Raw genomic sequence first — 20645 nt, forward strand, 5'->3', positions numbered from 1 at the left:
GACAGTGTAAAGAGTGGCGCCGCCGCATACCAGCCGCCGCCCCGCGCTTTTGGCAAAAAAAGCGCAAGAATATGCAACTGAGCGCAAAGCGCTGCAAGCGCCGCCGCGCGCCAAAGCGGATACTGCGCCATCGGTTTTTTCGGAGTAACAAATAGAATGAATGCGCTGTTGTACCTCGCCGTGGTGCTGATTTGGGGCACCACCTGGATTGCGATCACCCTGCAACAGGAAGGGCCGGTGGCCATTCCCGTATCGATCGCTTACCGCTTCGCCATTTCCGCCGCGGTGATGTTCGCCGTGCTGCTGCTAACGCGCCGCCTGCGCCGCCTCGCTCCGCGCGATCATCTGTTCTGCGTGCTGCAGGGCTGCTGCGTGTTCGGCTTCAACTTCTTCTGCTTCTACCACGCGGCGGCCTACATTAGCAGCGGGCTGGAATCGGTGATCTTCTCGATGGCGGTACTGTTCAACGCCCTCAACAGCCTGCTGTTTTTCCGCCAGCGCCCCAGCCCCAACCTGCTGCCGGCGGCGCTGCTGGGGTTGACCGGCATCGTGGCGCTGTTTTGGCAAGATCTGGCCGCCACCCGCATGGCGCCGGAGCTGCTCAAAGGCATCGGCCTGAGCGCGCTCGGTACCTACGGCTTCTCGCTGGGTAACATGATCAGCACGCGCCATCAGCGCCGCGGGCTGGATATCTTTTCCACCAACACCTACGCCATGACCTACGGCGCGCTGTTGATGGCGCTGATCGCCTTGGCGCAGGGCGCCTCGTTCCAGATGGAACACAGCAGCCGCTATATCGGCTCCCTGCTGTACCTAGCGATTTTCGGATCGGTGATCGCCTTCGCCGCTTACTTCAGCCTGCTCGGCCGCATCGGCGCCGGCGCGGCGGCCTACAGCACCCTGCTGTTCCCGCTGGTGGCGCTGACCATCTCAACGATCTACGAAGGCTATCAGTGGCACTTCAACGCCGTGCTGGGCCTGTGCCTGATCCTGCTGGGCAACCTGGTGATGTTCGCCAAGCCGGGGCTGAAATGGCGACGGGCGGGTATCTCAAAACAAAACTCAACCCTTTGAAGCCATTTGCGAATATCGTTATCATCAGGTTTTGTTGATAACGGATGATGGCCAATGCTCAGAAGTGATGATGTGACACCCCGCGCCTACAAACAGGTGGACGTGTTTACCCATACGCCGCTGCAGGGCAACCCCGTGGCGGTGGTACTGGAGGCCGAGGGGCTGAGCACCGCGCAGATGCTGGCATTGGCCCGTTGGACCAACCTTTCGGAAACCACCTTTGTGCTTAAACCGACGCACCCGGCGGCGGATTATAAAGTGCGCATTTTCACCACCGAAAAAGAGCTGCCCTTCGCCGGCCACCCGACGCTGGGCACCGCCCACGCCCTGCTGGAAGCCGGATTGACGCCCAAACGGCCTGGAACGGTGATGCAGGAATGCGGCGTCGGCCTGGTGGCGGTCAATATCCAGCCGGAAGGCATATTGGCGTTCGCCGCGCCCGAAGTTGAGTTTCGCCCAATGGCGGCTGAGGAAACAGAACGGCTGATGGCCGCTTTACGGCCCGCGGTGATTGAAGGAGGTCCCCTGCCGGTGATTGCCGAGATGGGCATTCGCTGGCTGATGGTGCGCCTGCCGGACGCACAATCCTGCCTGGCGGCGACGCCGGATCAGGCCACGATTAAACGGCTGCAAACGGCTTGCGATGTGGATGGCGTGGTGATTTATGGCGCCTGCCCCACGGCCGAACCGGCCGATTACGAAATGCGGGCGTTTATGGTGGAATGCGGTGTTTTGATTGAAGATCCGGTGACCGGCAGCGCCAACGCCTGCCTGGCGCGCTTATTGAAGGCCAACCGCTTTCCCGACGGCGGCCAGACCGCACAGGGCTACCTGGTGCGCCAGGGCACCCAACTGAATCGAGATGGCCGCGTGAGCGTGCGTTTTATTGACGGCGAACCCTGGATCGGCGGGCACTGCCGCACCCTGATTGATGGCACATTGGGTATTTAGTTTGTCGGCGCTCGGCGCCAGCGGCAGGTGCGCGTCGATGTCGCTCTGCGGGCTGCGTTCGCCCAGCAGGTTATCCGCCAGATCGTACACCAGCCGCGCGCCCGGTTTGCCCTGATTGGGTTCGCGGTGTTGCAGCAGGCGGCCTTTGATGCAACTAACAATCTAATGTTTTTACTCTTCCTTTTTTTATTTTTAAAGAACCTAATATCTCCTTTTCAAGCTTTGATCTTATATCTCATATTTAATGCTGCTCACTAAAGAGCCCCAAAGAAAGGATCCTTTCGACAGCTTGTCGGTCACTCTTCTTCGATGCACTCATCACTTATGATCGATAATCCATCAAGTTGATTAAACGTATTCTTCAAGAACTTGTACCTGCTGAGTTTTTCTGGATTCTTCCCATTAGTGAAAGACACCTTAATTATCGTACTAAACTCTTTGTTATCTTCCTCTAACCACTCATTAGAGTGAGGAGTATAATTATCAGTAATGGTTAACTTATCCGCATAAAGACCAGCATATGCAAAGTAAACACCAAAATAGGAGCTGTCATGCTCAGAGCATGTTATATCCCATTTATCGTCCAATAATTTGCTTACTTCTTCTTTTGATATAACGCTACCATATTTTAAAAAAAATAATTTTTTCATAATTTATCCACCACATTTACCAGGTATTTTAGTTCCCTTTCCTTTAGCCTTAACTTCAGCAGCAGACTCAAAGACCATTGCGTTCACAGGTCTACCTCCTGACATTTTGGATAGTTTTTGCAATGTATCAGCCATTTCACTCCCCATATCAATTGGTCCAGTGCGCCCTCCTTTTCCTATTCCCAGCTGCTCTGCCTTTTGATATAGCTCAGGGTGTGAAATAGCAACATCAAAATCACTAACACGGCCAACATCAAATGGTTGACCTTTAGAGAAACTTACCCCAGATACGGAGCTTCCTTGCATATATGAAACTGCGCCGGAATATCCTAATTTACTCATTCCTGCCTGTAATGCTTCACCGAATTGTTTAAATTGGCCGAAACTATTAAAGCCATGTGAAACTCCTTCTACAGATAACCCCAGCGGATTCACCCACATCAGCGGGTTCGGCGCATACTGATACAGGTTCAACCCGCCGCGCAACCCTATCGGATCCTGCGTGGTGAAACGCCCCACCTCGGGTTCGTAGTAGCGGAACAGGTTGTAGTGCAGGCCGCTTTCGTCGTCCTGATATTGCCCGGCGTAGCGCAGCGGCTGCTGATATTGCGCGCCCTGCCGCTTCGCCGCGCCGGCCACCGTCTGGCCCTGAAGCTTGCCGATTTAGCTCATCACTTCATAGAAATAAACTTTCATCCACGCCAATCACTTTCGTTTAAAGTCTCACCAACTTTTTTCATTTTTTATAGATATGTTATTATTGGTTATATCAAAGCAGAGATAGAAACCCAGCGTAGATTGAAAATATACACATTTGCCAGATTCTATAACGTTAACAAAAGGGTTAGAGGTTGTTGAGTACATAAACCATTTCAATCTATTAATTCCATCTGTACGTGCAATAAACCCTTCATTGCCCATTTCACCCTCACCACATAACAAGAAATCACCGTCAGGAAGTTGCACCTTGTTATTCACTTGAATCTCTGACCACACCTCGTCATACTGTTCAATCAATGCATTCAAGGTTGTCTCATTACCTAATGAAATTTTATATTCCTTATTAAAGGTGTCTTTAAATTTATAATTCATCTCGAATTCAATGTCTATTTCTCTTACGACACCTACATCATTAATGATTACATCTAATCCGATCAGTTGATTGTCTTCCCACTTACTCTGCATTTCTTTAGCTATCATTTGCAACTCCCCGTTTTTTTGTTCTTGCTAACAATTGTTGGCTTTTTAGGTGTTCCTGTTGCTGGCAACTGGACTCTAGGAACATCAGAATTCTTAGGTTTAGAGTTCGGTTTTTTATTGAGATTACTCCCATACGTACCTCCAGTTGCTGGTGGTGGTAACGGTTCAGATAAATTAACTCTCTTAATCGGTACAGATTCTACATTAGCCATTTGTGCTGCATATAATCTGCGGTTGTCTAGAGATACTAATTGTCCATCCACTTCGGCAACATTCAATGGTCCACTTCGATTCCAATCCCAATTGTTATTAGACATATCATGTATATATCCAGTTACGTTATCAGATATATATGCTTGAGAATAATTTAACGACGAAGGATTAACCCATTCAATACTCAACCCAAACGGATCCACCCACATCAGCGGGTTCGGCGCATACTGATACAGGTTCAACCCGCCGCGCAACCCTATCGGATCCTGCGTGGTGAAACGCCCCACCTCGGGGTCGTAGTAGCGGAACAGGTTGTAGTGCAGACCGCTTTCGTCGTCCTGATATTGCCCGGCGTAGCGCAGCGGCTGCTGATATTGCGCGCCCTGCCGCTTCGCCGCGCCGGCCACTGTCTGGCCCTGCAGCTTGCCGAAGGTGTCGTATTGCCCGGACCAGCACAGGTTGCCCGCCGCGTCGGTCACTTCCAGCGGCGCGCTGTTCAGATCGGTGTGATACCAGTAAATATCTGCCGAGCGGCTGTCGCCCGCCTGCTCCAGCGCCGCCAGCGGGCTCCACGGGCTGGCCGGATCGTAGCTCCAGCTGCGGCGGCTGCCGTCGTCGCGCTGCTCCTGCAGCAACCGGTAACCCTGCCACAGGAAACGGGTCGTCTGTTCGGTTTTGCCCTTGTAGCGCACCGCCTTGCGGCTGCGGCGCCCCAGCGCGTCGTAATGGTACTGCGCCTCGAACTCGCCCTGCGGGCCGCGGCCGTGCGCCTGCACCAGCCGGTTGTCGGCGTCGTAGCGGTAGTGCTGTTCGTACAGGCCGTTGCGCCGGCTGATCAGGTTGCCCCAGGCGTCGTAACGGTAAAACAGTTTTTGCCAGTGCGTCAGCCGGTTATCGGCGATCGGCGCCAGCGGCAGGTGCGCGTCGATGTCGCTCTGCGGGCTGCGCTCGCCCAGCAGGTTATCCGCCAGATCGTACACCAGCCGCGCGCCCGGTTTGCCCTGATTGGGCTCGCGGTGTTGCAGCAGGCGGCCTTCGGCGTCGTAACCGTAGTGCACTTCGCCGCGCAGCGCGTCGCTCACTCCGGCCAGCTCGCCGCGGCCGGTATAGCGATAAGCGCGCCACAGCACGCCGTCTTCCGGCCGGGTCAGTTTGTCGTGGCCGAAGGCGCTGCTTTGCCAGCTGCGGCGCCCCATGGCGTCGTAACGCCGCTGCTGCTGCAGCGCGCCCTGGCTGCGGCCGGTTTCCCGGTGCAGGCGATCGCGGGTGAATTCGCTCACCACCTGCTGGTTGAATTTGATGGCGCTGGCGTGGCCGGAGCCGTAATACAGCCACTGCAGGCGATCGCCCTGCGGCAGCGTCAGCGCCTGCAGGTTGGCCAGCGCATCCCACTGGTATTGCAGCTCGCCATTCACGCCCTGCTCACCGAGCAGCCGCCCGGCGGCGTCATAGTGCATCTGCACGCTGTCCGGCTCGATGCCCAGCGCCGCGCCGCTCGCCGTCGGCAGGCGGTTCAGCTCGCGCAGCCGCCCCATGGCGTCGAAACGGTAATGCCATTCCGCGCTGGCGTTGCCGCGCCAGACCAGCTGCCCAGCCTCGTCGAAGCGGAAGCGCTGTTCGCGCTGCGTCAGCTCACCCGCGCTGCCAGGCAGGCCGACCTCTCGGTGCTCCTCCAGCAGCCCGGCTGCGCCGTAGCGATAATAGTGGCGGGTGTCGTCCGGGCGCTCTTCGGCCAGCACGCGGCCCACCGCATCGTAGCTGAAGCGGTATTCGCCGCCGTTGCCGTTCTCCAGCCGCGTCAGCCAGCCCTGCGGGCTGTAGTGATAGCACCGGGTGCGGTTAATGCGATCGGTGATGCTGACCGGCAGCCCCAGGGCGTTGTACTGCCAGCGGGTCAGGCTGCCCAGCGCGTCCTGATGTTCTGCCAGCTGGCCGTGCGCATTCCAGTTAAAGCGCTCTTCGCCGCCATCCGGGTGGATCAGGGTGTGCAGGCGGCCGCCGTTATCCCACCGGTAATGGGTCTGATGGCCTTCGGCATCGGTCTGTGCCGTCAGTTGCCCCAGCGCATCGTAGGTATAAGCCGTGACGCTGCCGGAACAGTCGGTGTAGCGCGTCAGCTGGCCGCGGGCGTCCCACTCCAGCTTCACCTCCCCGCCCAGCGCGTCGATCACACTAGCGGGCAGGCTCTCTTCGTCATCCGGATAGCGGTACAGCGTGGCATTGCCCAGGGCATCGACATAGCGCGTCGGGCGCCCCAGCGTGTCCCAATGCTGCGCCTCGCTGCTGCCGTCCGGGTACGCGACGGCGAACAGCCGGCCGCTGTTGCGCGAATATTGATAGCGCGTCACGCGGCCGAGCGGATCGGTCTCCGACAGCAGGCGGCCGTAAGGATCCCATTCGCTCTGGCGCTGCGCGCCGCCGGGCAGCAGCACGCTGCACAGCTCGCCGCGTTGGTAGATAAAACCGTAGCGGCGCTGGTCGAAATCGGTGTACTGCGCCACGTTGTCGTCGTCATCCAGCCGCCACTCCGCGCGCTTGCCGTCGCCGCGCACCGCGCTGCGGCGCCCGCCGGCGAAGTCATAGCCGAACTCCAGGGATTCCCCGGCGCTGTTGCGGTAGGCCGTCACGCGCGGCACGCCGTCGATCTCTTGCCATTGGTATTCGTTCAGCAGCCCGGCGGCGTCCTGGTGGCTGATCATCAGGCCGTCGCGCCAGCCAAAACGGCGCGTTACCTCACCGGCGCGGTTGCTCACCGTCGTCAGTTGGCCCTGCTCATCGTAGCCGTAGCGCGCCAGCGTCCGTTCGCCTTCGGCGGTTTGCAGCGCCACTTCGCGCAGGCGGCCCTGCGCATAGCGGCACATCAGGCGCTGCCCGGCGCTGTCCACCAGTTCGCTCAGCAACCCCTCGTCGTCGTAAAACAGCGAGGTGGCGTTGCCGATGGCGTCGGTGATCATGCTGAGCCGGCTCGGCTGGTCGCCCGCCAGCGGCGGGTAGTGGAAAATCTGTTCGCCGACGTCAAACAGCTGCCAGCTGCCGTCGTCGTTGTGCATCAGCCAGCATTTTTCGGCTTCGCAGTAGGTTTTGTGGCCGCGCGGCACCTGCGGGAAAGCGACGAAGTCGCCGGAAGGGGCGCGCCACACCAGGCCGTCCTGATACGGCTGCAGGCTGCTCTCCCAGAACAGGTTCCAGCCGCGGCCCAGTACGCCGTCGCCGGGGTTGCCGCTGCGCCAATAGCGCTGCCAGGCGACCGGCAGGCGCGAAGGCAGCACGAAATCGAGATCGTCTTCGCCGTCGAGGAATTTCTGGCCGCTGACGATATCCACCGGCCGGGCGATAATGCCGACGGCCGCGGTGGCGGTCATCAGGGTGCCGGCGCGGCAGGCGATGCGCGCCAGCTTGTTGATGCCGGGCAGCTTGCCCAACAGTTTGCCGAGCGCCCCCAGCTTGCCGGCGGCGCCGCCCACACCGCCCACCAGGCCGGCGAACAGCAGCGTCAGATCAGAGACCTTGTACAACCAATCCGGCACTTCGGGCTTGATCGGCAAGGTAGTGACGGTGCCGCCGCCGATAAACACGTTGGGCGAGCCTTCCATCACCTGCGCGTCGCAGTTGGTTTTGTCCCCCACGCGCGAGGCGGGCTGGCCGTTGATGCTGACCTTGTCGGAACCCTGCGCCATCTGCATGCTCGGGCCGTCGTCGCTGCAGGCCACCTGGCTGTTGGTGGCGAGCGCGGCGGGTTTGCCGTTGATGAAGACGTTGGGGGAGCCGGTGACGATATTGCCTTTGGGGGTCAGGCTACCGGCACCGGCGTCGGCAATGCCGTCGCGCGCCGCGGTGGCCGCCTCCCCGGTGAGATACCCCACCGCCAGGCTGGCGCCGATGAGCAACACGCCAACGCCAATACAGGAAGCCGCCAGGCCGGCGACGAACAGCGCACCCGCCGCCACCGCGCCTGCGGCGGCGATCAGGCCGCCGACAAGGGTGCCGGCAATCATGCCGGCCAGGGCATGGGAATGCCCGATGGTATCGCCGACGCGGGCCGCTTCGGTCATCGTAAGGTCCTTTTACGTGAAGGGTTCATCGTTATGCCGCCCGGTAGCTGCTCAGCACCTGCAACAGCAGCGCATCGTCTTGCGGCGTCAGCTTGCGCGCCATCGCCAGGGTGAACACCAGCACCCGGCCCTCCGCCAGCGCGAACACCGCCTGGTTTTGCCAGATGCGCTTGCCGTCGCGCAGGTAGCTGGCGCGCACCCATTCACCGGCGGTTAATCCATCGCCCAGCGTCGCCGGCTCGCGGCTTTTGAACGCCCAGCCTTTCAGCCCCTGCGCCAGCGCATCGAGCTGGCGGGTGACGTAGCCTTCCAGGTTTTCCGCCGGCTGCAGCGCATCGCGGGAAATATTGATTGAGGGGGAAACATCATCGCCGGCCAACAGCACGTTGACGGTGCGATCGGCATAGCCTTCCGGCAAAGCGACGCTGCCTTCGCTGAAAGCGCAGCGGGATAAAGCGGACATGCGAGGATCCTTTTGCATAAATAATGCTTAAGCATCGCATAACTTAGCCTTGAAATAAAACCATCAGGCACCGCCAATGTTGCGCGGCGTGACCGCGTTCACTGTGTGCAAGGCCGTGGCCGGAACCTTGCCCGGGATCGGGCCGTAACATTACAGAATTATCTGAAACCATCGGCGCGCCGACGCCCTGATTATGGCTATACTCGGCTATCGTCCGTTTTTCAGGAGATCAGGATGCTGAGATTCACCCGTAGCGCGCTGCTGTGCGCCACGCTGGCCGCGTTCCCCGCCGCCGCCGAAACGCCGAAGTTCGGCCCGGAGCTGCAGGGTTTTCACTACCCTTATCCGTTGCAGCAGTTCAGTTTCACCTCGCAGGGGCAGGCGTTAAAAATGGGCTATATGGACGTGCCGCCGGAAGGCGCCGCCAACGGCCGCACCGCGCTGTTGCTGCACGGTAAAAACTTCTGCGCCGCCACCTGGCAGGACACCATCAAGGCGCTGAGCAAGGCCGGCTACCGCGTCATCGCGCCGGACCAAGTCGGCTTTTGCTCCTCCACCAAGCCGGCGCATTACCAGTACAGCTTCCAGCAGCTGGCGCAAAATACCCACGGCCTGCTGCAAAACCTGAAAATCAGCCGGGCCATCGTCATCGGCCACTCCACCGGCGGCATGCTGGCCACGCGCTACAGCCTGATGTATCCGCAGGCGGTGGAGCAATTGGTCATGGTCAACCCGATCGGCCTCGAAGACTGGAAGGCGAAAGGCGTGCCGTGGCGCAGCGTCGATCAATGGTTCGAGCGCGAGCTGAACACCACCGCCGAGGGCATCCGCAACTATGAGCAGCGCACCTACTACGGCGGCCGCTGGAAGCCGGAGTACGATCGCTGGGTGGATATGCTGGCCGGGCTGAACAACGGGCCGGGCCATCGCCTGGTGGCGTGGAACTCGGCGCTGATCTACGACATGATCTTCACCCAGCCGGTGTACTACGAGTTCAAGGATCTGCAAACCCCCACCACGCTGATGATCGGCACCGCCGACACCACCGCCATCGGCAGCGATATCGCCCCGCCGGCGGTCAAGGCCAGGATCGGTCACTACGCAGAGCTGGGCAAACAGGCGGCGAAGCTGATCCCGCACGCCACGCTGATCGAGTTCGCCGGGCTGGGCCATGCGCCGCAAATGGAGGAACCGGAGCGTTTCCATCAGGCACTGCTCAAGGCGCTGCAGCCCTGAGCGGCCGGTTGGCGTAGCCGCCGCGCGGCAGCTAAACTTTCAGCTGGCACTCAACGGCAGGAGACAGCCATGCGACAGATTATTGCCAGCGCCTTCGTCAGCCTCGACGGCGTCATGCAGGCGCCGGGCGGGCAGGACGAAGACCGCAGCGGCGGCTTTCGCTTCGGCGGCTGGACCGCCCCCTACTGGGATGACGCCATTGCCGAAACGATGGGCGATCTTTTCTCCGCGCCGTTCGATCTGCTGCTGGGGCGGCGCACCTACGACATTTTCGCCGGCTACTGGCCGCAGATCACCGACGAGGCCGATCCGTTTTCCGCCGATATCGCCCGCGTATTCAATCAGGCCACCAAGTACGTCGCCACCCACCACGGCGAGACGCTGGCGTGGCAGAACAGCCAGTGGCTGGGGCGGGACATCATCGCCCGGCTGCGCGAGCTGAAGCGCACCCAGGGGCCGGTGCTGCTGGTGCAGGGCAGCAGCACGCTGATGCAACAGCTGCTGGCCAACGATCTGGTGGACGAACTGCGCCTGCTCACCTACCCGGTGCTACTCGGCGGCGGCAAGCGGCTGTTCGATGACAACGCGGCGCCGGCGGCCTTCACGCTGGCCCAATCGGTGGTCTCGCCCGGCGGCGTGATCGTGGCCCACTACCGCCGCGCCGGCGCGGTGACGACCGGCTCCTTCGTGGCGGAAAGCGCGGCGGCGGCCCAGCCGTAAAAAAAGGGCCGTTCGGCCCTTTTCTCTTTCCCCTTCATCACCCTCAGGCAAACAGAATATCGCTCTGCTCCACCTGCCCGACCACATGGATCTTGAAGTCGGCGGCATAGCTGTTGCTCTGGGTGTTCATCAGCAGATCGGTGGTACCGTTGAAGGCGTCAAAGTTGAGCTGGATCTCGCCTTTCTGGCCGCTGAAGGCGCTGCCGCTGTCGATAAAGCGCAGCTCGCTCAGGCTGTTGTTGAAGCGCAGGCCGGAGAGATCGATCTTGTCGATGCCATGCTCGAAGTCTTCAATCACGTCGAACGCCGCCACCGTGGACTCTTTGGCATTGAGATAGACGAAATAGTCGGTGAAGTTGTTGGCGTCTTTGCCGCCCCACAGATGATCCGCCCCCATCCCGCCGTACAGGATGTCCGAACCGGCGTTGCCCGCCAGCAGGTTGTCCTGATCGTTGCCGATGATCACATCGCGCCCGCTGCCGCCGATGGCGTTCTCGATGATCGCCCCGCGCGCGATGGCGACGTTCTGCGTGCCGCCGCCGACGCTGGAGAACGCGCCGTCGTTCAGGTTGATCATCTGCTGCTGGCTGTAGCCGGAGAAGTCCAGCGTGTCGTTGCCGCCGGCGTCCCACACCGCGAAGTTGACCGGTTTGCCGTTGTCCGCCGTGGCGGTCAGGAAATCGCGCCCGGTGTTGGAGTTGAAGCCGTACACCGTATCGCCGGTGCGGGTGCTCATGTTGGCGCCGTACAATTTTTGGATCGCGGCGATGTCATCCACCATCGGGCCATAGCCGTACACCCCTTTGGTGTCGGCGCCGGTATAACCGGCGTTGAAATAGCTCATGATCGAGTATTGCAACGAATCCTGATAGTAAGCGGCGTCGTTCTGGTAACTCGGGTTGCCCAACGAGGCGTCATAAGATCCCGGGTGCGCCAGCCCCAGGGCATGCCCCAGCTCGTGGGTGAAGGTCTGGCTGCTGAAGTCGCCGCTAACCGGCGCCTGATGGGTGGCGAAGTTTTTGTTGAACCACACCGTGCCGGCAAAGGCGTTATCGCTGCCCGGTTTGGAGCTCGGCGGGTAATAGGCGTAAGCGTTAATGGCATTCGGGCCGCTGCCCTCAGCGGCGCTGCCGTCGGCGCGTTGGGTGAAGTACGCGAAGGTGATGTCCGCGCGGTGGTTGATATCGGTGGACGCCGCCTCGGTAAAGGTTACGTTCGCCACGTCGGCCCACGCCTGCATCGATTTCAGCGCCTGTGCCTGCGCCGCCAGGGTCAACGGCTGCAATCCCTTGTCGCCGTCACCGGTCTGGCCGATGCGGTTCAGCGCGCTCTGCGTCAGGAAGGAATAGGTCAGCGCCACCGGCTGGTGATAGACCTGATCGCCGTTGTGCGTCAGGCCCGGCCGCGTCAGCTGATCGGCGGCGCGATCGAAGCTGAAGTTATCGCGGATTTTACCCAGGTTGTTGATGGCTGCTCCGCCGCGCTGGTTGCTGTACAGGTTGGCGTTGTCCAGCGTAAACAGCGCGCCGTAGCCCAATCCGTCATAGAGGCTGCCGGGCTGGTGATAGTAAAACTGATAGTTATGATCGTTGAGGGATGTGGCGGACAGGCTGGTGAACTCATCGTCATCTTGCAAAATATCGTTGTGGCGACTGCTCATTGCATTCTCCTTTTACACAGTAGGAATCCACTCGCTTTGTAAGACTATTCATCAGTCGTTCTAATCTAAGCCAAGGCTTAGGATTGACCAGTATAGTAATTAACCCCGACGGCGCGACCCGACGCCGCCGCGCATCATCGCGCCGGGCGTTAAGACGGAAATAATCATAACGATTTGTATTAGCGCAGTATTAATGAGAAAGATCAGCGTATAGGCAGGCTAATGACTCGTCTTTATGGGCATGTTATCGCCGGTTAGATCAGAATTATCGAGGATTAAAAAACCTAATCCTTGCCTCACCATCCCGCAGGGAACGTGCTAAGGTGTGAACGGACAGCCGAAAGGAGTGACCCGATGCCAACCCATTTCCTTATGCGCGCCTTGCGCCGCGCCAGCCTGACAGGAGTCGTTATGAGCGTATTGTGCAGCAGTGCCCTGGGCAGTTCACTGCCGTTGCTGGAACCCGCCGCGCTGAAGGGCGACTGGCAGCTCGCCGCCATCGGCGACGGTAAAACCGTCTGCGAGGTGCAGCTGAGCGACGAAGCGGTGGCCAACACCAACGCCTTCCGCTTCAGCGCCTCCGCCCAGTGCCTGCAACCGCTGGCGCTGCAAACGTTGCCGGTCGCCTGGCGGCCGACGCCGGACGGCATGACGCTGACCGACGCCGAAGGCGGCATGGTGGCGTTTCTGGCCCTGACCGCGCCAAAGCGCTATGAGCTAGTCGATCGCGGCGGCCCTTCGCGCTTTGTGCTGATCCCGCGCTAATCCCTCAGGCGAACAGCAACCCGAGCAGCGCGCCGCCCGCCAGCACCCACAGCGGATGGAGGCGCTTGCTCATGCTCAATCCCGTCGCCAGCGCCACGATCGCCGCCAGCCGCCAGCTGGGTGCGGAAGCCTCGGCGATCAAGATACCGCTGGCCGCCACCAACCCCACGGTCAGCGGCACCAGCCCGGCCTGCACGATGCGGCGCCACGGGCGATCCTTAAAGCGCCGCCAGGCGCCCATCACCAGCAGCGTGACGATGGAAGACGGCCCGAACTTGGCGAGCGAAGAAACCAGCAGCCCCGCCCAGCCGGCGACGTGCCAGCCGACCAGCGGCACGATCATCATGTTCGGCCCCGGCGCGGCCTGCGCCATGGCGAACAGCGCGCTGAACTCCTGGGCGCTCATCCATTGATGCACCTCCACCACCTGCCGCTGCATCTCCGGCAGAATGGTCATGCCGCCGCCAAACGCCAACAGAGAAAGCTCGGTGAAGATCAGCGCCAGCGCAATCAACACCCCACTCATGACGGCCACCGCCACATCAGCAGAATGCTCAGCGGCGCCAGCACCAGCATGGTCGGCAGCAGCGGCAGGCGCAGCCAGGCGATGGCGATCAATGCCAGCGCGACGATCGCCAGCGCCGGCCATTTACCGCGCAGCGGCAGCAGCATCTTGATCCCGGTCGAGAGCAGCAGCCCGGCGGCGGCGGCGGCCAGCCCAGCGAACACATGCTGCACATGCGGATCGTTTTGGAAGCGGGCGTAGACCACGCCCAGCCCCACCACGATCGCCGTCGGCGCGCTGATGAGGCCCAGCAAGGCGCACAGCGCGCCGCGCAGCCCGCGAAATTCCATGCCCACCGCCACCGACAGGTTGATCACGTTGCCGCCGGGCAGAAACTGGCACAGCCCGAGCAGCTCGGTGAACTGTTCGCCGCTCAGCCAGCGCCGGCGCTCCACCAGCATGCTGCGCGCCAGCGGCAGCACGCCGCCGAAGCCAATCAGCCCCAGCCACAGAAAGCCCACAAACAGCTCCGCGTTGCCCGGCGCGGCCGCCGGGTGCGGTTTTAACGTATTGATATCTGACATGACATTGCCATTCCACATCGCTTGTTTTGATGTCTGGTATCATGCGCGCCGCCGTGCCATGATGTCTAATGCATTCCGGAACAACTAAAGATACCTTTGAGGTATGACTATGATCGAACTGCGTCGCCTGCGGGCATTCGTCACCGTGGTGGAAGAAGGCAACATCACCCGCGCCGCCGAGCGGCTGTTTATCCAGCAGCCGCCGCTGACCCGCCTGCTGCAGGGGCTGGAAGATGAACTGGGCGTCACCTTGTTGCAGCGCCTGCCGCGCGGCGTGCGCGTCACCGAAGCGGGCGGCGTGCTGTTCGAAGAGGCCCGCGCCCTGCTGGCGCGCGCCGAACGGCTGCGCGAAGCGGTGCAGCGCGCCGCTCGCGGCGAGCAGGGGCACATCGCCATCGGCTTCACCAGCTCCGCCGCGCTGCACCCGTTCGTGCCCAACCTGCTGCGCCGCTACCGCGACATCCTGCCGGGCATCACCACCCAGCTGGAAGAAGCCGGCAGCGGCGAACTGATGGAGGCGCTGCTGGAACAGCGCCTCGACGCCGCCTTCGTGCGCTCGCCGGCCAGCGGCATTCCCGGCCTGAGCGTGGAGCCGGTGCTCAGCGAACCGATGATCCTCGCCCTGCCGCTGGGCCACCGACTGGCGCAAGAAACGCAGCAGCCGCTGCCGCTGGCCGAACTGGCCCACGAGGCGTTTATTCTCTATCGCCGCCCTGCCGGCCAGGGGCTGTACGACGCCATCCTGGCCGCCTGCCACCGCGCCGGCTTCAGCCCGCGCATCGTGCAGGAAGCGCCGCGCCTGCCGGCCACCCTCAGCCTGGTCGGCGCCGGGCTGGGGCTGTCAGTGGTGCCCGGCTCAATGCGGCGGCTGGGCGGCGACGGCATCGTCTACCGCCCCCTCGCCGAAGAAGCGCAGCTCAGCGCCCCGCTTTACCTGGCGCTGCGCCGCAGCCCGGCTTCGCCGATCGTCGAGCGGTTTCGTCAGTTGGTGCTGGAGACCGTGGGGCAGTCATAAAAAGCCCAAACGGCCAATAAAAAATGACGTTCGTTTATTATTTATTTAAACCGGTAGGAGACTAAAATTAATTCCAATTAATGACTATTCAACTTCCTGGGGATTAATCAAACCCGCTCTCACTTAGTAACAAACGCAAACAAATAAGCGCCTACCCAATAAATTCCAGCCACTAGGATTTAAGGGTCACAGCCTGTTCCCGCCGATGACAAAAAATCATTTCAATGGCGCTCGCGCCTTCCCTGTCGCCTGCCTCTGCGGGCGCACGGTTTTATATTGGAGAAAACGCTATGCTATCGCGTCGTGATATATTGAAAGTCTCCGCCGTCAGCGCGGCGGCCGCCGGCATGATCGGCGGCATCGCTAAAAATTCCGCTGCCGACGACCACCGCAATATCGTGCCCCCCAGCAGCTATCAGCCGCCTGCTAATGCGCAGCATCTCTATAAGTACAAATTCACCGACAGCAAGAAACGCAGCCTGCCCAGCGGCTGGGCGCGCGAAGCCACCGTCGAGCAGTTTCCAATCTCCGAAGGCGTGGCGGGCGTCGACATGACGCTGGAGCCGGGCGGCGTGCGCGAGCTGCACTGGCACGCCATCGCCGCCGAATGGGCGTTTATGCTGGAAGGCCATGCGCGCATCACCATCCTCGATCCCGAGGGCAAATGCGAAGTGGCGGATTTCGGGCCCGGCGACGTGTGGTATTTCCCGAAAGGCTACGGCCATTCCATTCAGGCGCTGGCGGACGGCGCGCATTTTATTCTGGCGTTCGATAACGGGCATTTCTCCGAATTCGGCACCTTCAGCATCACCGACTGGGTGGCGCATATGCCGAAAGAGGTATTGGAAAAAAGCGTCGACATGCCGGCGGCGGTATTTTCCAAGGCCAAACAGGGTGAGGCCTATATTGTCGGCGGCGCCGTTCCGCCCGCCCTGCCATTGCCGAAAAACGACGGCGGATTAAATAACGCCCCGCTGACCCACCGCTATGAATTAATGAAGCAAAAGCCGTTCTTTGAAAATGACGCTGGCAGCGTGCATTTGGTGTCATCGAAAGAATTTCCCATTTCCACCACCATGACCGGCATCATCGAGATCGTGAAACCCGGCGCGATCCGGGAATTGCACTGGCACCCCAATGCCAACGAATGGCAATACTATATTGCCGGTAAGGGCCGCATGACGGTGTTCAGCTCACACGGCCACGCGCAGACGGAAGAGTATGCCCCTTCGGACGTCGGTTATGTGCCGCAGGGCTTCGGCCATTACATCGAGAACATCGGCGATGAGGATTTGAAAGTGCTGATCGTGATGGACAATGGCATTTATCAGGATATTTCGTTGTCCGACTGGCTGGCGAAAACCCCGGCCTACCTGCTGGCGGATAACTTCAACAACCAGGCTGAGGACTGGCAGGATCGGCCGAAAGACAAACGGGTCATGTCACGGCGCAGCCGCTGACGCCACGGCGAGGGAGAGACTCCCTCGCCGTCCGGCCTGCGCTTACAGCGTGGCGTTAAAGAACGGCACCAGCTTCTCCAGCGCCTGGGCTACCGGCTCCGGTTTGTCGTAGAGATCGTAATGCGACCAGCCTTCCACCACCACCAGCTCTTTGTGCTGCGATTTGGCGCGGCGCACGATCTCATAGCCATCGCGCAACGCGCCGAACAAGCCGGATTTGCTGCCGACGATCACCAACAGCGGCTGGGTCAGCAGCACTTCCGCCAGGTGGAACGCGTCCCAACCCACGGCTACCGCGTTATGGGAATACAGCGTCTTGTTTGCGCCGTTCGGCTTCTCGCCGCGCGCCGTCCGGTAGTATTCCGTCGCCTCGCGCAGATCGATATCGGCACCGTCTTGTTGCGCCGCCTCAACGCTCGGGTACAGGCCTACGTCCACGCGCAACGCCGCGCCGCGCGCCTCTGCGGTGCGCTGCCGGGCAATATCCTCCAGGAAAGCCACAGGATCGCCGTTGGCCAACACGCCCTCGCGCATCACCCGGCCATAGTTGGCGCCGGTGATGGTCGCCACCGCTTTGATGCGCCGCTCCGTCATCGTGGCGTTGATGGCGTAACCGCCGCCGCCGCAGATACCGAGCACGCCGATACGCTGGTCGTCAACGTAGTCCAGCGTCACCAGATAATCGGTCACGACGCGAAAATCTTCCACGCGCTGAGCGGGATCTTCGATAAAGCGCGGTTCGCCGCCGCTCTCACCCTGGAAGCTGGCGTCGAATGCGATGACCACAAAGCCGGCTTTCGCCAGCGCCGCGCCATAGACATTGCCCGAGGTCTGCTCTTTGCAGCTGCCGATCGGGTGGGCGCTGATGATCGCCGGATATTTTTTCCGCTCGTCGAAATCCGGCGGGAAATGAATATCCGCCGCGATGTCCCAATACTGACGCTTGATTTTGACCGTTTTCATCATGAGTTCCTCACAGGGTTGCTGGCTCGGGAAACGCGCTCGGCATCGCTTCCGCTGGGATAACGCTCACTTTAGACGTCGTATTGTTCTTTGAGAAGCACAGGGAATGGACTACAGTGTTAAGCTGTGATTTACAATGCGGAGCGTCTCGATGGATCCTTCCCTGCTTCCCTCACTGGCGTGGTTCGCGCATATCGCGCAGCACCGCAGCTTCACCAAAGCGGCGGCCCAAATGGGCGTTTCCCGCGCCGCGCTGTCGCAAAATCTAAAGGCGCTGGAAAAACAGCTGAACGTCAAGCTGCTCTACCGCACTACCCGCGATATGTCGCTCACGGAGGAAGGGCAACGCCTGCTCGAGGCTCTGGCGCCCGCCCTCAACGCGATCGAACACGCCGTCGGCACGCTGGAAGAGAGCCGTCACGAGCCGGCGGGGCTGCTGCGGATAAACGCCTCGCGCACGGCCGCCAAGCACTTTATCGAACCGCATATTGGCGAATTTCTGGCGCGCTATCCCAGATTGAAGCTTGAACTGGTGATGGACGACGGCATGGCCAGCATCATTTCCGAAGGCTACGACGCCGGCGTGCGGCTGGGTGAAAGCCTCGCCGAGCATATGGTGGCGATCCCCATCACCCCGCAGGTGGAACTGGTGGCGGTGGCCACGCCGCAATACCTCAGCCGCTACGGCACGCCCGCCACGCCGGCGGATCTGGTCAACCACAACTGCATCGCTTTTCGCCACGCAACCAGCGGGGCCATTTATCAATGGGAGTTTTCCACCCTTGAGCGGCACGCGCGCCATACCTTTTCCGTCGAGCCGCAAGGCAGCATGATCACCAACGACGACGACGGCATGATCCGCGCCGCGTTGCAGCATGTCGGCATTATTCAGCACTTTGATTTCGCCGTGAAGGCGCTGGTGGAACGCGGTGAACTGGTGCGGATCCTGCGGCCTTGGTCACAGCCGTTTCCCGGCTTCTACCTGTATATCCCCTCCCGTGAACACATGTCTTCCAAGGTCAGGGCGCTGCTGGACTTTCTGGTCGAGAAGCGCGCAGGCTAAGCCGGCCCGCGCGCCGTTTCGCTTTACTGTTTATGCGGCTCCGCTGGCAGCGACAACAGCTTCGCGAGCAGCAACTCCGACATATTAAGCTCGGTGCTTAATACCACATGGCAATTGGCATCGGGCTGCGGCGGATAGTTCATATATCGTCCCCGCATATCGCACAGGGTTTGCCCGCGGCCTGGCCCGTCGGAATCATCGATCGTCACCTTCACGTTAGGCGCAAGGCAGGCGCCGATGCCCTGCACCGCCAACACCGCAGCCACCGGATCGTGCAGCGCGCAGGCTTTGCGGCCGTAGGTATTGATATAAAACTGGATATACCGCCCCAGCATTTGCCCTATCGCCTGCGCAAACCGGCTCTCGGCCGACAGCAGTTTGAGCCGATCCGCCTCTTCAAAGGTATGCGACATGGTGACATCAAGCGGCACCATCACGATATTCTTCATCGCTTTAAATACCATGGCCGCCGCCTCCGGATCGCAGGCAATATTCGCCTCCGCAACGGGCGTTCGGTTGCCGGGCGCCAGAGCCGCACCGCCCATGATCGTCAGCGTGCCGATAAGCTCCCCTAGCGCGGGCTCAAGCTGCAAGGCTTTGGCGATGTTGGTCAGCGGGCCGGTCGCCAAGATGTCCAGCTCCCCCGGGTGCGCTCTGGCCAGCTCAACCAGCAGTTCGGGGGCCGAGAGCGGTGCCAGCTTGGCGTGTGAGGCTTCCAGCGCGATGTCGCCGATGCCGTTGTCACCGTGTATATGCTGCACATCGCAAAGATACGCCTGGCGCAGGTAATCCCGTTCCCCCACGGCGACGGGGATCGCGGGAAAACCGGCCAGGCGGGCAAGCTCCAGCGTATTTCTGGCTCCGGCATCGGCGGCGACGTTGCCGCAAACCGTGCCGATCGCCAGAATATCCACCTTGTCGCTTTCTGCGAGCAAATAGCCCAGCGCCATCGCATCATCGATGCCGGTATCGCAGTCAAAATATAATTTTATTTTCTTCTCGCTCACCGCTTGTCTCCATTTTCTGTATTAAGAGAGGCAACCCAAAGATCCATTTTCTTCCGATACTCCGTTTTTGCCTCGTCGCCGGCGAAACTGGCGGCAAAAGCATTCAGGGCCACATCGACGATATCCTGGGTGGAAAATGCAAATTCGCTCTGACAGATCAGATATTCATCCACCAACGTGGTGTGCAATAAGACCGGGTCGTCGGTATTGATGGTCGCGATGACCCCGGCATCCCGCAGCCGGCGCAGCGGATGTTCCGCGTAGCCGGGATAGACGCCCAGTTTGATGTTCGAGGTCAGGCATACGCCGATGGGGATACGTCGTTCAGCCAACAGCGCCACGACGGCCGGGTCGTCTATCGCCCGAACGCCGTGATCGATGCGGTCGGCCCCCAGCAGCAAGATGGCGTCGCGCACGCCCTCTGCGCCGCTGGACTCCCCGGCATGCACGGTTCGCTTCAACCCGGCCCTGCCCGCCTGGGCGAAAGCCTGCGCGAAACGCGCACCGCTGCCTTTGGTGACGGCCTCATTGCCATCGACGGACAACGCGACCACTCTGGGGTGCCGCAGCGCGGTTAAAAAATCCACCAGCTCACTCGCCTCGGCGGCGGTTTGCCGGCGGAGCAAACTGACGCACAGCCCAACGGACGCCAATCCATCTTCTTCGGCCGCGCGCAAACCGGCGTCAATCGCGTCGATCATGTCACCAAGCCTGCCGCGCCACGCTTTCCAATGGGTCGGGTTGAAAATCAGATCGGCGTACAGCCCGCCATCCCGCGACAGCCGTTGTGCATAGGAGTAGCTTAACTGCGCCAGGCGTTCGCGGCTGCTCACCAGGCTGCAGGACCAATCGAGGAAATCGAGAAAGTCGGCAAGCCCGTTAAAATTCAGCAGCTCGGCCTGCTTTCTGGGCATCGGTATCCCCGAGGATAACGCCCAGGCCGAGAGCTGTTCCGGCTCAAAGCAGCCCTCCAGATGCACGTGCACTTCCGCCTTCGGCAGGGAAACCATCTGCGCTCGAGAGAGCGTGGTTTGGTTTACATTCCATTCCATAAAATGGCTCCC

General features: G+C 60.7%; 18 protein-coding genes and 1 pseudogene. 8 read left to right on the plus strand and 11 right to left on the minus strand.

Annotated features, from left to right (window positions below; all coding sequences use genetic code 11):
• Positions 1–156 precede the first annotated feature (156 nt).
• Both ACUTSC_RS03075 and ACUTSC_RS03080 read left to right on the plus strand, forming a co-directional pair.
• Positions 157–1074, plus strand: a complete 918-nt coding sequence (locus ACUTSC_RS03075; protein WP_049199489.1) for a DMT family transporter — start codon at positions 157–159, stop codon at positions 1072–1074.
• Positions 1075–1128: 54 nt separating this feature from the next.
• Entirely contained in the window at positions 1129–2025 is an 897-nt protein-coding gene (locus ACUTSC_RS03080; RefSeq protein ID WP_197773259.1) for a PhzF family phenazine biosynthesis isomerase, read from the plus strand.
• 296 nt (positions 2026–2321) lie between these two features.
• Here the strand turns inward: ACUTSC_RS03080 and ACUTSC_RS03085 are convergent, their stop codons facing one another.
• From ACUTSC_RS03085 to ACUTSC_RS03105, 5 genes and pseudogenes are all read right to left on the minus strand, one after another.
• Positions 2322–2675: a hypothetical protein gene (locus ACUTSC_RS03085; RefSeq protein ID WP_197773260.1), complete on the minus strand. Its 354-nt coding sequence runs from the start codon at positions 2673–2675 to the stop codon at positions 2322–2324.
• Positions 2676–2678: 3 nt separating this feature from the next.
• Positions 2679–3335: pseudogene (locus ACUTSC_RS03090) on the minus strand (RHS repeat-associated core domain-containing protein); the annotation flags it as partial.
• Positions 3336–3398: 63 nt separating this feature from the next.
• The gene (locus ACUTSC_RS03095; protein WP_445653063.1) at positions 3399–3875 is read right to left on the minus strand and encodes a hypothetical protein; all 477 of its coding nucleotides are present in this window, start codon (positions 3873–3875) and stop codon (positions 3399–3401) included.
• Entirely contained in the window at positions 3872–8140 is a 4269-nt protein-coding gene (locus ACUTSC_RS03100) for an RHS repeat-associated core domain-containing protein (RefSeq protein WP_445653064.1), read from the minus strand. The genes ACUTSC_RS03095 and ACUTSC_RS03100 overlap by 4 nt, the downstream gene beginning before the upstream one ends.
• 31 nt (positions 8141–8171) lie before the next feature.
• Positions 8172–8603, minus strand: coding sequence for a DcrB-related protein (locus tag ACUTSC_RS03105; RefSeq protein WP_033634486.1), 432 nt, complete (start codon positions 8601–8603; stop codon positions 8172–8174).
• Between the two features lie 234 nt (positions 8604–8837).
• Between ACUTSC_RS03105 and ACUTSC_RS03110 the strand changes: the two genes are divergently transcribed.
• On the plus strand, positions 8838–9839 hold the full coding sequence (locus ACUTSC_RS03110) for an alpha/beta fold hydrolase (RefSeq protein ID WP_445653065.1): 1002 nt from the start codon (positions 8838–8840) through the stop codon (positions 9837–9839).
• A gap of 69 nt (positions 9840–9908) precedes the next feature.
• The gene (locus tag ACUTSC_RS03115) at positions 9909–10559 is read left to right on the plus strand and encodes a dihydrofolate reductase family protein (protein WP_197767821.1); all 651 of its coding nucleotides are present in this window, start codon (positions 9909–9911) and stop codon (positions 10557–10559) included.
• Positions 10560–10602: 43 nt separating this feature from the next.
• On the opposite strand, the gene ACUTSC_RS03120 is transcribed toward ACUTSC_RS03115, so the two are convergent.
• Complete coding sequence (locus ACUTSC_RS03120) at positions 10603–12219, minus strand: serralysin family metalloprotease (RefSeq protein WP_197767820.1); 1617 nt, start codon at positions 12217–12219, stop codon at positions 10603–10605.
• 411 nt (positions 12220–12630) lie between these two features.
• Between ACUTSC_RS03120 and ACUTSC_RS03125 the strand changes: the two genes are divergently transcribed.
• Positions 12631–12984 (plus strand): AprI/Inh family metalloprotease inhibitor, encoded by a 354-nt coding sequence (locus ACUTSC_RS03125; RefSeq protein WP_197767819.1) that lies wholly within the window; start codon positions 12631–12633, stop codon positions 12982–12984.
• Positions 12985–12988: 4 nt separating this feature from the next.
• Here ACUTSC_RS03125 and ACUTSC_RS03130 read toward each other — a convergent pair whose 3' ends face one another.
• Together ACUTSC_RS03130 and ACUTSC_RS03135 are read right to left on the minus strand one after the other, a co-directional pair.
• A complete protein-coding gene (locus ACUTSC_RS03130; protein WP_033648485.1) occupies positions 12989–13510 on the minus strand; it encodes a chromate transporter in 522 nt (173 codons plus the stop codon).
• A complete protein-coding gene (locus ACUTSC_RS03135) occupies positions 13507–14073 on the minus strand; it encodes a chromate transporter (RefSeq protein ID WP_033634481.1) in 567 nt (188 codons plus the stop codon). Before ACUTSC_RS03135 ends, ACUTSC_RS03130 begins: the two co-directional genes overlap by 4 nt.
• A gap of 103 nt (positions 14074–14176) precedes the next feature.
• Between ACUTSC_RS03135 and ACUTSC_RS03140 the strand changes: the two genes are divergently transcribed.
• Together ACUTSC_RS03140 and ACUTSC_RS03145 are read left to right on the plus strand one after the other, a co-directional pair.
• The gene (locus tag ACUTSC_RS03140) at positions 14177–15088 is read left to right on the plus strand and encodes a LysR substrate-binding domain-containing protein (RefSeq protein ID WP_445653066.1); all 912 of its coding nucleotides are present in this window, start codon (positions 14177–14179) and stop codon (positions 15086–15088) included.
• Between the two features lie 290 nt (positions 15089–15378).
• A complete protein-coding gene (locus ACUTSC_RS03145; RefSeq protein WP_197773271.1) occupies positions 15379–16548 on the plus strand; it encodes a cupin domain-containing protein in 1170 nt (389 codons plus the stop codon).
• Positions 16549–16590: 42 nt separating this feature from the next.
• Here the strand turns inward: ACUTSC_RS03145 and ACUTSC_RS03150 are convergent, their stop codons facing one another.
• On the minus strand, positions 16591–17511 hold the full coding sequence (locus ACUTSC_RS03150; RefSeq protein WP_197773272.1) for an alpha/beta fold hydrolase: 921 nt from the start codon (positions 17509–17511) through the stop codon (positions 16591–16593).
• A gap of 151 nt (positions 17512–17662) precedes the next feature.
• On the opposite strand from ACUTSC_RS03150, the gene ACUTSC_RS03155 reads away from it, so the two are divergent.
• Positions 17663–18574, plus strand: a complete 912-nt coding sequence (locus tag ACUTSC_RS03155) for a LysR family transcriptional regulator (protein ID WP_080432929.1) — start codon at positions 17663–17665, stop codon at positions 18572–18574.
• Positions 18575–18597: 23 nt separating this feature from the next.
• Here the strand turns inward: ACUTSC_RS03155 and ACUTSC_RS03160 are convergent, their stop codons facing one another.
• Positions 18598–19581: a nucleoside hydrolase gene (locus ACUTSC_RS03160; RefSeq protein ID WP_197773273.1), complete on the minus strand. Its 984-nt coding sequence runs from the start codon at positions 19579–19581 to the stop codon at positions 18598–18600.
• Positions 19578–20633 (minus strand): adenosine deaminase, encoded by a 1056-nt coding sequence (add, locus tag ACUTSC_RS03165; protein WP_060419028.1) that lies wholly within the window; start codon positions 20631–20633, stop codon positions 19578–19580. The genes ACUTSC_RS03160 and add overlap by 4 nt, the downstream gene beginning before the upstream one ends.
• Between the last annotated feature and the right edge of the window lie 12 nt (positions 20634–20645).

This window comes from Serratia sp. TSA_105.2, from assembly GCF_052692115.1.

Coding starts and splice junctions, on each gene's coding strand:
- ACUTSC_RS03125 (WP_197767819.1), top strand. CDS start 12,631: ATGAGCGTATTGTGCAGCAGTGCCCTGGGCAGTTCACTGCCGTTGCTG.
- ACUTSC_RS03120 (WP_197767820.1), bottom strand. CDS start 12,219: ATGAGCAGTCGCCACAACGATATTTTGCAAGATGACGATGAGTTCACC.
- ACUTSC_RS03105 (WP_033634486.1), bottom strand. CDS start 8,603: ATGTCCGCTTTATCCCGCTGCGCTTTCAGCGAAGGCAGCGTCGCTTTG.
- add (WP_060419028.1), bottom strand. CDS start 20,633: ATGGAATGGAATGTAAACCAAACCACGCTCTCTCGAGCGCAGATGGTT.
- ACUTSC_RS03150 (WP_197773272.1), bottom strand. CDS start 17,511: ATGAAAACGGTCAAAATCAAGCGTCAGTATTGGGACATCGCGGCGGAT.
- ACUTSC_RS03140 (WP_445653066.1), top strand. CDS start 14,177: ATGACTATGATCGAACTGCGTCGCCTGCGGGCATTCGTCACCGTGGTG.
- ACUTSC_RS03085 (WP_197773260.1), bottom strand. CDS start 2,675: ATGAAAAAATTATTTTTTTTAAAATATGGTAGCGTTATATCAAAAGAA.
- ACUTSC_RS03155 (WP_080432929.1), top strand. CDS start 17,663: ATGGATCCTTCCCTGCTTCCCTCACTGGCGTGGTTCGCGCATATCGCG.
- ACUTSC_RS03075 (WP_049199489.1), top strand. CDS start 157: ATGAATGCGCTGTTGTACCTCGCCGTGGTGCTGATTTGGGGCACCACC.
- ACUTSC_RS03080 (WP_197773259.1), top strand. CDS start 1,129: ATGCTCAGAAGTGATGATGTGACACCCCGCGCCTACAAACAGGTGGAC.
- ACUTSC_RS03095 (WP_445653063.1), bottom strand. CDS start 3,875: ATGATAGCTAAAGAAATGCAGAGTAAGTGGGAAGACAATCAACTGATC.
- ACUTSC_RS03145 (WP_197773271.1), top strand. CDS start 15,379: ATGCTATCGCGTCGTGATATATTGAAAGTCTCCGCCGTCAGCGCGGCG.
- ACUTSC_RS03115 (WP_197767821.1), top strand. CDS start 9,909: ATGCGACAGATTATTGCCAGCGCCTTCGTCAGCCTCGACGGCGTCATG.
- ACUTSC_RS03130 (WP_033648485.1), bottom strand. CDS start 13,510: ATGAGTGGGGTGTTGATTGCGCTGGCGCTGATCTTCACCGAGCTTTCT.
- ACUTSC_RS03110 (WP_445653065.1), top strand. CDS start 8,838: ATGCTGAGATTCACCCGTAGCGCGCTGCTGTGCGCCACGCTGGCCGCG.
- ACUTSC_RS03100 (WP_445653064.1), bottom strand. CDS start 8,140: ATGACCGAAGCGGCCCGCGTCGGCGATACCATCGGGCATTCCCATGCC.
- ACUTSC_RS03135 (WP_033634481.1), bottom strand. CDS start 14,073: ATGTCAGATATCAATACGTTAAAACCGCACCCGGCGGCCGCGCCGGGC.